This window comes from Pseudomonas helmanticensis, assembly GCF_900182985.1.
Taxonomy (GTDB): Bacteria; Pseudomonadota; Gammaproteobacteria; order Pseudomonadales; family Pseudomonadaceae; genus Aquipseudomonas; species Aquipseudomonas helmanticensis.
In genome coordinates this window covers 4,402,281-4,415,384 of the sequence record NZ_FXUY01000001.1, presented here as the reverse complement: position 1 = coordinate 4,415,384, position 13,104 = coordinate 4,402,281, and the positions used below count along the sequence as shown (strand labels likewise).

Below are 13,104 nucleotides of genomic sequence, written 5' to 3'. Positions count from 1 at the left end.
TCAGCCAGCCGCCCCGGCCGGTCAATGCCCCGACGACTCCTTGTGGTTGTCGAGGGTTTCCAGCAGCGCCACCTGCATCCGCGTGTGCACGCGGATGAACCAGCGCCAGAGCAGCGCCGCCACGGCGGCCGCCACCACGGCGATCAGCACCAGCAACTTGTTGGTCGGCAGAATACTGGCCGACAAGGCTGCCAGCAGCAGGAAAATCACCAGCAGCGAGAGAATCGGGATCACTTCGGAGATCACCCGACGCACTCGCTGCGTGTGCCGCCCGGCCATCTCCGGCTTCACGCCCATCTCTGCCAAGAGCATCGACAGCGCCTTGAGCTTTCGATAAGCGGCAATCAGGAACGGCAACGACAACAGCAACGCCCCGCCCCAGATCAACGCCTTCTGCCAGCTCGGATCGCTGATCCAGTCCTGCAGCCACAGCGAGATGCGTTCAGCGAAATAGGCCCCGGCGAAGAAGATCGCGATCACCAGCGCCAGGTTGACCCCGACCTGCAACAAGATCTTGCGGATGATCGACGCGAGCATCGCACCCTCGCCTTGCGGCTGAATGCTGCGCAGCCATTCGCCATACATGCCGAACACGCGACCGAGAGGCTTGGGCACGGCCGCTGACAACCTGATCGACAGCGGATCCGCCGCGCGAATCAGGTACGGCGTCAGCAGCGTGGTGATCACCGACACGGCCACGGCGACCGGATAAAGAAAGTTGCTGGTGACCTGCAGGGTCATGCCCAACGCGGCGATGATGAAGGAAAATTCGCCAATCTGTGACAGCCCCATCCCCACGCGCAGTGAGGTGCGTCCGTCATTGCCGGCGATAAAGGCCCCGAGGCCGCAGGACAACATCTTGCCGAGCACCACGGCGACGGTGATCACCGCGATCGGCCACGCGTATTCAAGAAGAATCATCGGGTCGAGCATCAGGCCGATGGCCACGAAGAAGATCGCACTGAACAGGTCGCGAACCGGCTCGATCAGCCGCTCGATTTTCAGCAACTGCCGCGACTCGGCCATGATCGCGCCGATCAGGAAGGCACCGAGAACCATGCTGTATTCGAGTTTGACCACCAGCAGGCAGAAGCCGAAACACAGGCCGAGCACGGTGATCAGCAGCATTTCGTTACTTTCGAATTTGGCCACGTAAGCCAACAAGCGCGGCACCAGCAGAATGCCGATGACCAGCGCGACGATCATGAACAGCGACAGCTTGCCGACCGTGGAAAATACCTCGCCGGAGCTGACCGTGCCGCTGACGGCGATGCTCGAGAGTAGCGCGATGATGCCGATGCCGAGGATGTCTTCGACGATCAGCACGCCGAAGATCAACTGCGCAAAGCGCTCATTTTTCATCTTCAGGTCATTGAGTGCTTTGACGATGATGGTGGTCGAGGAGATCGCCAGAATCGCGCCGAGGAACAGCGAGTCCATGGTGTTCCAGTCGAACCAGCGGCCAATTTCGTAGCCGATCCAGATCATCAGGACGATCTCGAGGAACGCCGCGATAAACGCCGTGGCGCCGACTTTGAACAGCTTGCGCAGGCTGAACTCAAGGCCCAGGCAGAACATCAGGAAAATCACCCCCAGCTCGGCGAGGGTCTTGATGGTTTCTTCGTCGTGGATCAAGCCGAACGGCGGTGTGTGCGGGCCGATGATGAAGCCGGCGACGATATAGCCGAGCACTACTGGCTGCTTGAAACGGTGAAACAACACGGTCACCACGCCTGCGACCAACATGATCACTGCCAGGTCCTGAATAAAACTGATGGCATGCATGGCGTGGGCTCCTTGAATGACGAGGCTCGCAGTCAGACGTCAGAAAAGTCTGAGCGAGCGAAGTAAAAATCCGCTTTTCGTGTGGGAATTGCCCTTGGGAGGGGCTTTTGCAGGTTAACACCGCGACTTGTGGCTGGAAGGCGGTGCAATATATGGAAACAGATCGATCGAGGCGTGACGGCGGCCAGTCGCCCGGCGTCCCGATAACGGTACTTTTGAAAAGTGACCAGGCACCCGCAGAGGTGCTTCCAGAAATCAGCCTTGATCCGTGAGAACGTTATGGAACCCGGAAACGCCCAGCTGTCGATGACGGTACTGATGACCCCCGACATGGCCAACTTCTCTGGCAATGTCCACGGCGGCACCCTGCTCAAATACCTCGACGAAGTGGCCTACGCCTGCGCGAGCCGTTATGCCGGCCGTTACGTGGTAACCCTGTCGGTGGATCAGGTGATTTTCCGCGAGCCGATCCATGTCGGCGAACTGGTGACTTTCCTCGCGTCGGTCAACTACACCGGCAATACCTCAATGGAAGTCGGCATCAAAGTCGTCACCGAAAATATCCGCGAACGCTCGGTGCGCCACACCAACAGCTGTTTCTTCACGATGGTGGCGGTAGATGACCAGCGCAAGCCGGCCGCCGTGCCGCCGCTGCAGCCGCAGAACAGTGAGGACAAGCGTCGCTATATGCAGGCGCAGCAACGTCGGCAGATTCGCCAAGAGCTGGAGAAGCGCTATCAGGAGATCAAGGGCGACGCCTGAGATCAAAAGCGAAAGATCGCAGCCTTCGGCAGCTCCTACAGGATTTTGCATTCCCATGCAGGAGCTGCCGCAGGCTGCGATCTTTTTTGAACGATAACGCGATTACAGACTTATCGCTGTAGCCTCGAACTTCACCCGCGGATGCGCAATCCGGTCCTGCGCGCGCACCAGCTGCAACTCATAACTGGCGCACGCCTGAGTCTCCAGCAGCACTTCATGCACCGCCGCCGCGGTGAATTCGAACGCCGCCACCAGGCTATCGCCCAGCAACACCCGCGCCAGGAACAGGCCGGACGTCAGATCGCCCACGCCCACCGGCTGACGCGGAAATGCCAGCAGCGGACGGCGCAGATGCCAGCTGCCTTCAGCCGTCACCAACAACATCTCGAAGCCATCCGCCGGTTTGCCCGGGTAATCCAGATGTTTGACCAACACCGCTTTCGGCCCACGCGCCAGTAACGCCCGCGCCATGGCCAGGCAATCGAACAACGACTGCGGCTTGCGCCCGGAAAAGCTGTCCAGCTCCAACTGGTTCGGACACATGATGTCCGCCACGGCTGCTGCCTCTTCCAGGAGGAAATCGCTGACCTCGGTCGGCACGCTGCAACCCTTCTCCGGATGGCCCATCACCGGATCACACAGATACAAGGCTTTCGGATTGACCGACTTGATGCGCGCGACGCCACTGAGAATCGCCCGGCCCTGCGCCGCGCTGCCGAGGTAACCGGACAGCACCGCATCGCAGTTGCCCAGCTCGCCAATCGCCGCGATGCCTTCGACCAGTTCGGGAATCTGCTGGGGCGCCAACACTTCGCCGGCCCACTGACCGTACTGCGTGTGATTGGAAAACTGCACGGTGTTCAGCGGCCAGACGTTGACCCCGACCCGCTGCATCGGAAAAACCGCAGCGCTGTTGCCGGCGTGGCCGAACACGACGTGGGACTGAATGGCGAGCAGATGAGGCGTACGTTTCATTCGGGACATTCCGTAAAACGATTGAAATTCAAGCCGCGCAGTATGCGACGAAACGCAGCCTGTACGACAGACCGGCGACGCAGTTAAGCTGGCACTATCTTTTGGAGTTTGATGTTGATGCTGACCCTCGAAAACATCTTCGTGCTGATGCTGTTCGCCGCTGCCGGGGCGTGGCTATGGCACAACCACGGCTTGCGCGAGCGAGCGCTGGAGCGGGTCAAACAGCATTGCCTGAACGTGCGTGTCGAGCTGCTCGATGGCAACGTTGCACTGAAGAAGATCGGTTTCATCAAGGACGCCAACGGGCGCCGACGACTGGCACGGGTGTACAACTTCGAATTCACCGTGACCGGCGAAACCCGGCATAACGGCACCATCACCCAGTTCGGCGCACACAGTGCGCAGATCGAGCTGGCGCCCTACCCGGCGCCGTTCGACGATACGCCACCGGTGGTTGAGGTGCACAGGCCACGGGCGGAAGTCATCGAGTTGAGTCAGTGGCGGCAGGAACATACGAAGTGGAAGCCCTGAAAAAGCAAAAGATCGCAGCCTTCGGCAGCTCCCACAGGGAATCCCATGTAGGAGCTGCCGCAGGCTGCGATCTTTTGATCTAATCCTCCCGACACCCCGACAACCCCCGCTGCAACTCATCGATGTTTTGCGCATCGACAAAGATCAGCTCGATCCGAGAATCCTTTCGCCATTCACTGGCCAGCCAAACCAACTCCGCACTATCCAGCGCATTCGCCGAAACCCAGCCATCCACGCTGTGTATAACCAGCTTCGCCCGCTGCCAAGTGAGGCTGCTCAGCCAGTCAGCAATGCGCTGCTTGTCGAACCTTTGCCCCGGATGCCAACGCCAACCAATGCTCCAGCCACCCTCCTGCGCCTGATTCAAGCAAATCGGCAACGTCGGATCACTCCAGACGGCTGGCATTTGTCCCAACCCTTTGGGCACAACCAGGTTATCCACACCGTTGAGCGCTTTGGCAGCCAGACCCGGGAGTTCGCTCAGGGGTAGTTGCGCCTGCTGCGTCCAGATCAGTCGGACTGGAGGCAACCGACTGGTGATGTTTTGTCGAGCCTCTTCGTCAAGGTGTTCCGCCTTGTTCAGCAGCAGCAAACCTGCACTGAGCAACGCTTCCTGCTGCGCTGCCGGCAACGCTTTCCCCGCTGCAAGAGCCTGAGCATCCAGCACCAGCACACACGGCTGCACTGCTAACACACCCAACCACGGCGCCTCATTCAACTGTTTCAGCAATTGCGCCGGGTGCCCAAGCCCGGACGGCTCGATGAACAGCCGATCAGGCCTGGCCTTGCGCAACAAACGCCCGAGGCCAATCTGAAACGGTGCGCCATTGACGCAGCACAAACAGCCGCCGGCCACTTCGCCCAGTGCGATACCATCGGCATCGCTGGTCAGCAGCGCGGCGTCGAGGCCGATCTGACCGAACTCGTTGATCAGCACCGCCCAGCGCTCGCCGTCCGGTCGCTGCGCCATGAGCTGGCGAATCAGGCTGGTCTTGCCGGCGCCCAAAGGGCCAGCAATGACATGGGTAGGAATGTTCTGCAACATGGCCAGGAGCTTTCTTGGGAGATTCAAAGATGCGTTGGTTGGGATGGTCGTTGCTGTTGGCTTCGCTGTCGAGTGAAGTGTGGGCTCAGGCCTGCGTGGTGCACAGTCAGGGTGAACGGCTCGACGTAAAAGTCTGCCAGCAGAACCGCAATATCCCGCAGAAACTGTTCAGCGACGGTTTCTGCCAGCCGACCCTGGCCGGACAAAAAGTTGAGGTGCAGTACGTCGATCAGTGCCCGAGCGGTGCATTTGGCGTGTGCAGCAACGCGCAAGTCGCCAATATGCCTTATCGCCAGGACATCCACTATTACGGCGTCGCCACCGACGCGGCGTATTTGAAGCCGTATTGCGAAGGCCAGAGCCAGGGTTCGTGGCTCAAGCCTTGAGACGTCTATAGGCGTTAGCCGAGCCAGTCCAGGGTGAGTATCAGTCGACGTTCGCCTGCCGCCGGTTGCGGCGAGCGATGGATCAGACCGAAGCCTTCATTACCATGCCATTTCTCGCCTTTCAATAGAGCGACGTCGCCACTGTCGAGTTGCTCGATTTTCGCATACGGCTCGGCGTTGGCCTGCCCCAATTGCTGGCGGTCCATCGCACCTTCCTTGAGCCATTGGCTGCCGACGCCGGCGTACGTGGTGATCAGCCGCACCGGCACATGATCGACGTGAAAACGCGGGCACATGGCCTTATCGAGCACTCGCAGACGCAGGCCGATTTGCTTGGCTCCGAGTAAGCAGGCGAAGGCGCTGACCAGCCATTTCAAGTCGGCGATAAAACCTTCATAACCCGCGAGATCTCTGAACCCGCAAGCCAACCCGGTCAGATCAGGCTCGGCGTCTTCCTCCGGCAACTCCAGACACAATGATTCTGCCAAAGGCTCGTTCAGCGACAGCAGCAACTTGGCGAAATCGCTGATGTGCAATGGCAGTTGACGCTGCCAGACAGCCAGGTTGGTGTCGTCATGCAGAATTCGTGTCAGCGCTTTCGGCGTAGGGCCTTGATGCTGATGACGGGTGCGGTTTTGCTGCAGTTTGAGGGCGAGCATCAGGCAGCCTCTTCATGCCAAGGGCCGAACGGATCCGGCAGCGATCGCCAGCCCTCGACACCCTGGGTCATTTCGTCATCGGTGAGCAGGCAGGCATCGAGTTCATTGGAAAGTTGTAGGAAATCGATGTTCTGCCCGATGAATACCAACTCCTGACGACAATCTCCTACGCTCGGCGCCCAGTTTTCCATGATGGCCGCGGTGCTTTCCTGATCCTCTGGCCACTGGTTTTTCGGCACGAAACGCCACCAGCGACCAGCAAAACCGTGACGCATCAAACCGCCGGCCTGCGACCAGCTACCGGCGTCTGTAGGTTTGCTCGCCAACCAGAAAAAACCTTTGGAGCGGAGCAATTTGCCGTTCAGCCACGGACGGTCGATGAAGTTGAAGAAGCGTTGCGGGTGAAACGGTCGGCGCGCGCGATAGGCCGTCGATGCGATGCCGTATTCGTCGGTTTCCGGCACATGTTCACCGCGTAACTCTTGCAGCCAGCCCGGTGCCTGGGCGGCTTTATCGAAGTCGAATCGCCCGGTGTTAAGGATCTTCTCCAATGGCACCTCGCCCATCACCATCGGGATGATTTCGGCGTGGGCATTAAGGCGTTTGAGGATGGCGATCAACTCCTCACGTTCGGGCTGGCTAATCAGGTCGATCTTGCTGATCAACAGTACGTCAGCGAACTCGATTTGTTCGATCAACAGATCGGTGATCGAACGTTCGTCTTCCTCGCCGAGGATTTCGCCACGGGACGCGAGGCTTTCGGCCGCCTGGTAGTCCGGTAGAAAATTCACCCCGTCGACCACAGTGACCATGGTGTCGAGCCGAGCGATGTCAGAGAGACTCTGCCCGTGCTCATCGCGGAAGGTGAAGGTTTCTGCGACCGGTAGCGGCTCGGAGATTCCGGTGGACTCGATCAGCAAATAATCGAAGCGGCCCTCTCGAGCGAGTTTGCTGACTTCCTCAAGCAAGTCTTCACGTAACGTACAGCAGATACAGCCGTTGCTCATCTCGACAATTTTTTCTTCTGCGCGATTAAGGCTGACATCACGCTGGACTTCGCTGCCATCGATGTTGATCTCGCTCATATCATTGATGATGACTGCTACGCGCAAACCCTTGCGATTACGTAGTACGTAATTTAAAAGCGTACTTTTTCCAGCACCAAGAAATCCTGAAAGTACGGTGACGGGCAATTCGGCTGACATTGGATAATCCTCATGGAACGCAGCCGATTGACGCTTTTGTCAGCGCATGGCGTTTTGGTGCTTCATGCGAGGGGTTCGCTGAAGATAAACGCTTGAAATCGGCCCGCTTAGGCTCAGTTTCTATTTATGTTATAGTATAACAATATAAATAGACCAGCCCCACTCTTGTCCTGAGCGACAAAGAGCAGGAAGCTGACTTTCTGCAATACTTGGAAAACCCCATGAGAAACGCGTTGAAATGCACGTTGTTGAGCCTTGGTTTTTTGGTCGTCGGGCATGCCTCAGCGCAGTTACCAGCGCTCGCGAGCTGCACTCGTAGTGCGAATCTGCTGGCGTGCGTCGATGCCGATGGCAACGCTTACAGCGTCAACACTGTCGGCAGCACGCTGTATCTGCGTGGATTTGAAAGAAATGGCCAGCGTTATTGGGCACAGACCAACAGCCGTTTCGGGCAGCTGACGTTTTTCACTGGCATCGCTTCTGATGGAGAAGCCTGGGTGGGATACACCCGGCGTGTCGGCTGGACGACCATCAATCGCTTCTCCAGCTCTGGTGGAAGCAGTGCAAAGTTCACTTGCAGCCGGATTACTGGCTGCTAGACCTGCGCTTTGCGCTGTTCTTGCTGCCAGGCAAGGTAGCTGTCGATCGGCGGATTCTTTTCAAAGTAGCGCTGTAAACCTTCGAATAAACCGTTCGCTACCGCTTGTTGATGTCGCGCCGTCACTAGCCGCTGACTGTCGCGCGCATTGGAAATGAAGCCTGTTTCCACCAGGATCGAGGGCACATCTGGCGATTTCAGCACTGCAAAACCCGCCTGTTCCACGCGCTTCTGATGCAGCGTGGTGATGCCGGCAAGGCTGCCCAGCACCGTGCTGCCGAGCTGCAAACTGGCGGCAATCGTCGCATTCATCGACATGTCGAGAATCACCCCGGCGAGCATCGGATCCTTATCCTTCAGATTAAGCAGACTGGTGGCGCCGAGCAGATCCGCACCATTCTCTCGCTGCGCCATGAAACGAGCCGTCGCCGAGGTTGCACCACCTTCAGACAGGCAATACACCGAGGCGCCAGAAGCCGTCAGCCGTGGTGCCGCATCGGCATGCACCGAGATAAACATGTCGGCTTTGTGCTGACGGGCGATCTCTACGCGCTTGCGTAATGGAACGAAAAAATCGTCGTTACGCACCAGCTTCACATCAAAGCCGTTCTCTTTTTTCAGGCGTTTGGCGAGTAATTGAGCGATGGACAGCACCACATCTTTTTCACGCTCACCCTTGGCGCCGACTGCTCCGGGATCCTTTCCACCATGCCCTGGATCCACTACTACGATGATGTCGCGTTTCGGATGCGTGCTAATTTTGGGTGTTTCACGTGGAACCATTGGCACCATTGACGCCGTTTTCGCACTGACCAAATCCATCACCAGACGATGACTCTGGCCATCTTGAGGCGCTAAAAGAAAGCTGTTCAGCAGTACCGGGCCGTTCAGATCGAGAACGATACGCGTATCACCTCGACCAAAAAGTCCGGATCGAATCGAACGGATCACCGTTCCACTCAACGCCAATTGGCTGAAGTCACCGCTCAAATCTGCACCCGCCACATCAATAATCAGTCGATCTGGAGCACTGAGAGCGAAGGTTTTGTAGCGCACCGGCCCACTTAAATCGAAGACCAATCGCAGCTTCTCATCAGACCGCCAGAGTCGCGCGCTGCGAATCTGCGTGGCCGAAGCACTGAAAGGAAGGGCGAAGGCCGCGCTGGCCAGAATCAGATTAAGCAGATGGCGTCTGTGCATATGAAAGCCTGTTCATGAAAAAGGCGTCGTGATTTGTATTGTTATAATGTAACATCTAATTTAATCAACACGATGGTTCCGAACATGAATTCGCTGACACTTCCGGATATCGCCGCGCAGTCGGCTCGCCAAGCCTTGCCACTCGAATGGGTGGGGATGCGCGGCATCGCTTTACCAATCTTGTTGGAAGGTCAACGCTTGAGTGCGAAGGCGGATGCCGGGGTGAGTCTTGATGACGGCGAGGCTCGTGGGATTCATATGTCGCGGCTCTATCTGGCTCTGGAAGCGCTCGAACAAGAGAGCCTTTCTCCTGCCCTGATGCACCAGGTTCTAACGCGTTTTCTGCAAAGCCACGAAGGGTTGTCCAACCGGGCCTATCTGAATATCCACACCGATTTGCTGTTGAAACGTCCCGCGCTGATCAGTCCATTGGCCGGTTGGAAGTCCTATCCGGCAACGATTTCAGCAAGCCTGAAGAACAAGATGTTCCACGTGGAACTTAAAATTGAAGTGCCCTACTCCTCAACATGCCCCTGCTCCGCAGCGTTAGCACGACAGTTGATCCAGCAACAATTCATCGACGACTTCGCCAACAAAGCCCTCCAGCACGCAGACGTTTTGGCATGGCTCGGCTCCAGCCAAGGCATCGTCGCCACACCGCACAGCCAACGCAGCACGGCACAACTGCATCTTCACCTCGACGAGTTCGTTGATGAATTGCCCCTTAGTGTCATCATCAACGACGCCGAAACCGCCCTCGGTACCGCCGTGCAAACCGCAGTAAAACGTGCAGACGAACAAGCCTTTGCCCTCGCCAACGGCCAAAACCTGATGTTTTGTGAAGACGCCGCGCGCCGACTGAATCTCGCTCTTCGCCGAACACCTGGCGTTAACCAGTTCCACCTCCGCGTGATTCACGCTGAAAGTTTGCATGCCCATGACGCCGTCGCCGAAAGCCACTGGCAGCGTGAGCAAGCATGATCCGCTGCCAATCCCTGAGTTGGGGCGCTCCCGGCCAACCGCTGACCGCACCGCTGAATCTAGAACTTGATAACGGCAGCCTGACAGCGATCATCGGTGCCAACGGCTGTGGCAAGAGCAGCCTGCTAAAAGTCATTGCCGGATTGCAGAAGCCTTTGGCGGGTAACGTCGCCCTCAGTGTTCCACGTCAAAGCGGACTGTCCTTCCTCCCCCAACAACAGCACCTCGACCGTCAGTTCCCCATCAGCCTGGAAGAACTGATCGCGGCAGGATTTTGGGGCCGCCGACTTTCAACCCAGCTGCGCGCGCAACGCCTCAAAGATGCACTGGAAAACTGGCACCTGAGCGGACTGGAAAAGCGTCCACTCATGGCCCTCTCTGGCGGTGAATTACAGCGCGCCCTACTCGCCCGATTGAGCCTGACCGACGCCCCCGTCCTACTCCTCGACGAACCCCACGCCGCGCTCGATGAACTGGGTCAACAGCTACTTTGGCAACACCTGCATGCCTGGCATGGCGAAGGTCGAACGCTGGTCGTGGTTTGCCATGACCTCGCCGCCGTACGCCAGCACATCCCGCAGACTTTGCTGATCAAAAACAGCCAGTGCGTATTCGGCACCAGCGCTGAGCTGATCCAGCAAACACCTCATACACAGGTGGCCTGATGCTCACCGTCGCCCACTTATGGCAACCGTTCAATGAGTTCGTGTTCATGCGCAGGGCCTTGCTCGGCGGTCTGGTATTGGCCTGCAGCACAGCACCACTCGGTGTGTTTTTGATCCTGCGACGGATGAGTCTGATCGGTGACGCGGTGGCCCACGGCATCCTCCCCGGCGCGGCTTTAGGCTTCTGGTTTGCTGGGCTGAGTTTGCCCGCACTGACACTGGGAGGTTTGGGCGCGGGTCTGAGCATGGCCGGCCTCGCGGCCTGGATTACCCGTCGTACCGGCCTGCGCGAGGACGCCAGCCTCGCCGCGATTTATCCAATCTCGCTCGCCAGTGGCGTGCTGATTCTCGGCGTCGCCGGCAAACGCCTCGATTTGCTTCACCTGTTGTTCGGCTCGGCTTTGGCGGTCGACGGCCCGACCCTCACCGGCATGTTGTGGGTCTCTGGATTCAGCCTGATCGCCATGGCGTTGATCTACCAACCGCTGTTGCTCGACACCCTCGACCCGCTGTTCCTGAGAACCGTCAGTCGTCTCGGACCACTCGCCCACGGCGTATTCCTGACCCTGGTGGTGCTCAACCTGGTGATCGGCTTTCAGGCCATCGGTGCGCTGATGGTGGTCGGACTGATGATGCTCCCCGCCGCAGCGTCGCGATTCTGGAGTCGCCGTCTGCCGATCCTGATTGCCACCGCCGCCGTGATCGGCTGCCTCTCGGTGTGGTTCGGTTTGTTGCTGTCGTTCTATTACTCGCTGCCAAGCGGCCCGGCCATCGTGCTGGTCGCAGGCGTCGGTTACCTGTTGTCGGTGGTGTTCGGGCCGGTTCACGGTCTGCTACGCCGCCCGCCTTTGCTCACATCCCAATGAGGTGTCTCCCGATGCGCGCTCTACTCGTGTTGTTCAGCTTGCTGCTGTCGATGTCGTTATCGGCAGCGGAGAAATTGCCGGTGGTGACCAGTTTCAGCATCCTCGCCGACATGGTCCATCAGGTCGGTGGCGAGCATATCCAGATCACCAACATGGTCGGCCCCGACGCCGATGCACACACCTACGAGCCGACACCGGATGACGCCAAAGCGCTACTCAACGCCAAGTTGATCATCAAGAACGGCCTCGGTTTCGAGCCGTGGCTGGATCGACTGGTGACCAGCACCGAGACCAAAGCGACCGTCATCAGTGCCAGTCACGGCGTGATTCCGCGCTCGCTGGATGAAGACGGCGAAACCGTTCCCGATCCGCACGCCTGGCACAATCTGGCGAACACCGAGTTGTACATCGCCAACATCACCAAGGCGTTGATCGCTGCCGACCCGGCGAACAAAACCGACTACGAACGCAACAGCAAAACCTATTTGAAGCAGATCTACGCCCTGCTCACCGAAGCCAAAACCAAACTCGGTTCACTGCCACCGGGCAATCGCAAGATCGTTACCAGCCACGATGCTTTCGGTTATCTCGGTCAGGCCTACGGCATCGACTTTATGGCGCCACAGGGTTTGTCCACTGAGCGCGAGCCGTCGGCCGCCGAAGTTGCCGCGCTGATTACCCAGATCCGTCAGGCCAAGGTCAAAGCGGTGTTCATGGAAAACATCAAGGATGCGCGCTTGCTCAAGCAGATCGCCGACGAAAGCGGCGCGCACATCGGTGGCACGTTGTACTCCGATGCCCTCGCTGCGAGCGGCCCGGCCAGCACTTTCACCGGCCTGTTCGAATACAACCTCAACACCCTTTACGACGCGCTGAGCCGACCATGATCCGCAAAAATCCTTCAGGTGATTTACCGCAGATCGCCGAGTCGGCCTACGTCGATAAAACGGCAATCATCTGCGGCAAAGTGGTGATCGGCGAGAACGTCTTCGTTGGTCCTTATGCGGTGATCCGTGCCGACGAAGTGGACGCCTCGGGTGAGATGGAGCCGATCACCATCGGCGCCAATTCGAACATCCAGGACGGCGTGGTGATCCACTCGAAATCCGGCGCGGCGGTGACCATCGGCGAATTCAGTTCCATCGCCCACCGCTCGATCGTGCATGGCCCGTGCATGGTTGGCGACCGCGTATTCATCGGTTTCAACAGCGTGTTGTTTAACTGCGTGGTCGGCAACGGCTGCGTGGTGCGGCACAACTCGGTGGTCGATGGGCGGGATTTGCCCGACGCCTTCTACGTGCCCTCCACCACGCGCATCGGCCCGAATACCGACCTCTCGTTATTTCCGCCAGTGAGCGTCAGCGCCTCGGAGTTTTCCGAGGATGTGGCGCGCACCAACGTCGATCTGGTGCGCGGCTACAAAGCCTTGCAGAACGAGTTCTGAAC

At 58.4% G+C, this 13,104-nt stretch carries 15 protein-coding genes; 9 read left to right on the top strand and 6 right to left on the bottom strand.

What is annotated here, in order from left to right; all coding sequences use genetic code 11:
- Positions 1 to 21: 21 nt before the first annotated feature.
- Entirely contained in the window at positions 22 to 1,785 is a 1,764-nt protein-coding gene (locus QOL84_RS19675) for a cation:proton antiporter (protein ID WP_283438269.1), read from the bottom strand.
- A gap of 279 nt (positions 1,786 to 2,064) precedes the next feature.
- Between QOL84_RS19675 and QOL84_RS19670 the strand changes: the two genes are divergently transcribed.
- On the top strand, positions 2,065 to 2,547 hold the full coding sequence (locus QOL84_RS19670; protein ID WP_003229693.1) for an acyl-CoA thioesterase: 483 nt from the start codon (positions 2,065 to 2,067) through the stop codon (positions 2,545 to 2,547).
- 102 nt (positions 2,548 to 2,649) lie between these two features.
- Here QOL84_RS19670 and pdxY read toward each other — a convergent pair whose 3' ends face one another.
- A complete protein-coding gene (pdxY, locus tag QOL84_RS19665) occupies positions 2,650 to 3,522 on the bottom strand; it encodes a pyridoxal kinase PdxY (protein ID WP_129386783.1) in 873 nt (290 codons plus the stop codon).
- A 117-nt stretch (positions 3,523 to 3,639) separates the two neighbouring features.
- Here pdxY and QOL84_RS19660 point away from each other — a divergent pair, with 117 nt between their 5' ends.
- On the top strand, positions 3,640 to 4,053 hold the full coding sequence (locus QOL84_RS19660) for a DUF3301 domain-containing protein (RefSeq protein ID WP_129386786.1): 414 nt from the start codon (positions 3,640 to 3,642) through the stop codon (positions 4,051 to 4,053).
- A gap of 79 nt (positions 4,054 to 4,132) precedes the next feature.
- Here QOL84_RS19660 and QOL84_RS19655 read toward each other — a convergent pair whose 3' ends face one another.
- Entirely contained in the window at positions 4,133 to 5,098 is a 966-nt protein-coding gene (locus QOL84_RS19655) for a CobW family GTP-binding protein (protein ID WP_283438268.1), read from the bottom strand.
- 29 nt (positions 5,099 to 5,127) lie between these two features.
- Here QOL84_RS19655 and QOL84_RS19650 point away from each other — a divergent pair, with 29 nt between their 5' ends.
- Positions 5,128 to 5,484, top strand: a complete 357-nt coding sequence (locus QOL84_RS19650; RefSeq protein ID WP_129386792.1) for an NADH:ubiquinone oxidoreductase — start codon at positions 5,128 to 5,130, stop codon at positions 5,482 to 5,484.
- A gap of 14 nt (positions 5,485 to 5,498) precedes the next feature.
- On the opposite strand, the gene QOL84_RS19645 is transcribed toward QOL84_RS19650, so the two are convergent.
- Positions 5,499 to 6,143 carry a DUF1826 domain-containing protein gene (locus QOL84_RS19645; RefSeq protein WP_283438267.1) on the bottom strand — a complete coding sequence of 215 codons (645 nt, stop codon included), beginning with the start codon at positions 6,141 to 6,143 and terminating at the stop codon, positions 5,499 to 5,501.
- A complete protein-coding gene (gene zigA / locus QOL84_RS19640; protein WP_283438266.1) occupies positions 6,143 to 7,348 on the bottom strand; it encodes a zinc metallochaperone GTPase ZigA in 1,206 nt (401 codons plus the stop codon). Before zigA ends, QOL84_RS19645 begins: the two co-directional genes overlap by 1 nt.
- A gap of 221 nt (positions 7,349 to 7,569) precedes the next feature.
- Here zigA and QOL84_RS19635 point away from each other — a divergent pair, with 221 nt between their 5' ends.
- Positions 7,570 to 7,947 carry a glutamine synthetase gene (locus QOL84_RS19635; RefSeq protein ID WP_283438265.1) on the top strand — a complete coding sequence of 126 codons (378 nt, stop codon included), beginning with the start codon at positions 7,570 to 7,572 and terminating at the stop codon, positions 7,945 to 7,947.
- Here the strand turns inward: QOL84_RS19635 and QOL84_RS19630 are convergent.
- Positions 7,944 to 9,146 carry an N-acetylmuramoyl-L-alanine amidase gene (locus QOL84_RS19630; RefSeq protein ID WP_283438264.1) on the bottom strand — a complete coding sequence of 401 codons (1,203 nt, stop codon included), beginning with the start codon at positions 9,144 to 9,146 and terminating at the stop codon, positions 7,944 to 7,946. The two genes, QOL84_RS19635 and QOL84_RS19630, sit on opposite strands and share 4 nt — an antisense overlap.
- Before the next feature lie 84 nt (positions 9,147 to 9,230).
- Between QOL84_RS19630 and folE2 the strand changes: the two genes are divergently transcribed.
- From folE2 to QOL84_RS19605, 5 genes are read left to right on the top strand one after another with little or no spacing between them, the layout of a single operon-like run.
- A complete protein-coding gene (gene folE2, locus QOL84_RS19625) occupies positions 9,231 to 10,127 on the top strand; it encodes a GTP cyclohydrolase FolE2 (protein ID WP_283438263.1) in 897 nt (298 codons plus the stop codon).
- Positions 10,124 to 10,792, top strand: coding sequence for a metal ABC transporter ATP-binding protein (locus QOL84_RS19620; RefSeq protein WP_283438262.1), 669 nt, complete (start codon positions 10,124 to 10,126; stop codon positions 10,790 to 10,792). Before folE2 ends, QOL84_RS19620 begins: the two co-directional genes overlap by 4 nt.
- Positions 10,792 to 11,658: a metal ABC transporter permease gene (locus tag QOL84_RS19615; protein ID WP_129386812.1), complete on the top strand. Its 867-nt coding sequence runs from the start codon at positions 10,792 to 10,794 to the stop codon at positions 11,656 to 11,658. The genes QOL84_RS19620 and QOL84_RS19615 overlap by 1 nt, the downstream gene beginning before the upstream one ends.
- A gap of 11 nt (positions 11,659 to 11,669) precedes the next feature.
- Positions 11,670 to 12,545, top strand: coding sequence for a metal ABC transporter substrate-binding protein (locus tag QOL84_RS19610; RefSeq protein ID WP_283438261.1), 876 nt, complete (start codon positions 11,670 to 11,672; stop codon positions 12,543 to 12,545).
- A complete protein-coding gene (locus tag QOL84_RS19605; RefSeq protein WP_283438260.1) occupies positions 12,542 to 13,102 on the top strand; it encodes a gamma carbonic anhydrase family protein in 561 nt (186 codons plus the stop codon). Before QOL84_RS19610 ends, QOL84_RS19605 begins: the two co-directional genes overlap by 4 nt.
- Positions 13,103 to 13,104 lie beyond the last annotated feature (2 nt).

Bases quoted from the DNA above. Each gene is read 5' to 3' on its own strand.
- QOL84_RS19675 (WP_283438269.1), bottom strand. From the start codon at position 1,785: ATGCATGCCATCAGTTTTATTCAGGACCTGGCAGTGATCATGTTGGTC.
- QOL84_RS19670 (WP_003229693.1), top strand. From the start codon at position 2,065: ATGGAACCCGGAAACGCCCAGCTGTCGATGACGGTACTGATGACCCCC.
- pdxY (WP_129386783.1), bottom strand. From the start codon at position 3,522: ATGAAACGTACGCCTCATCTGCTCGCCATTCAGTCCCACGTCGTGTTC.
- QOL84_RS19660 (WP_129386786.1), top strand. From the start codon at position 3,640: ATGCTGACCCTCGAAAACATCTTCGTGCTGATGCTGTTCGCCGCTGCC.
- QOL84_RS19655 (WP_283438268.1), bottom strand. From the start codon at position 5,098: ATGTTGCAGAACATTCCTACCCATGTCATTGCTGGCCCTTTGGGCGCC.
- QOL84_RS19650 (WP_129386792.1), top strand. From the start codon at position 5,128: ATGCGTTGGTTGGGATGGTCGTTGCTGTTGGCTTCGCTGTCGAGTGAA.
- QOL84_RS19645 (WP_283438267.1), bottom strand. From the start codon at position 6,143: ATGCTCGCCCTCAAACTGCAGCAAAACCGCACCCGTCATCAGCATCAA.
- zigA (WP_283438266.1), bottom strand. From the start codon at position 7,348: ATGTCAGCCGAATTGCCCGTCACCGTACTTTCAGGATTTCTTGGTGCT.
- QOL84_RS19635 (WP_283438265.1), top strand. From the start codon at position 7,570: ATGAGAAACGCGTTGAAATGCACGTTGTTGAGCCTTGGTTTTTTGGTC.
- QOL84_RS19630 (WP_283438264.1), bottom strand. From the start codon at position 9,146: ATGCACAGACGCCATCTGCTTAATCTGATTCTGGCCAGCGCGGCCTTC.
- folE2 (WP_283438263.1), top strand. From the start codon at position 9,231: ATGAATTCGCTGACACTTCCGGATATCGCCGCGCAGTCGGCTCGCCAA.
- QOL84_RS19620 (WP_283438262.1), top strand. From the start codon at position 10,124: ATGATCCGCTGCCAATCCCTGAGTTGGGGCGCTCCCGGCCAACCGCTG.
- QOL84_RS19615 (WP_129386812.1), top strand. From the start codon at position 10,792: ATGCTCACCGTCGCCCACTTATGGCAACCGTTCAATGAGTTCGTGTTC.
- QOL84_RS19610 (WP_283438261.1), top strand. From the start codon at position 11,670: ATGCGCGCTCTACTCGTGTTGTTCAGCTTGCTGCTGTCGATGTCGTTA.
- QOL84_RS19605 (WP_283438260.1), top strand. From the start codon at position 12,542: ATGATCCGCAAAAATCCTTCAGGTGATTTACCGCAGATCGCCGAGTCG.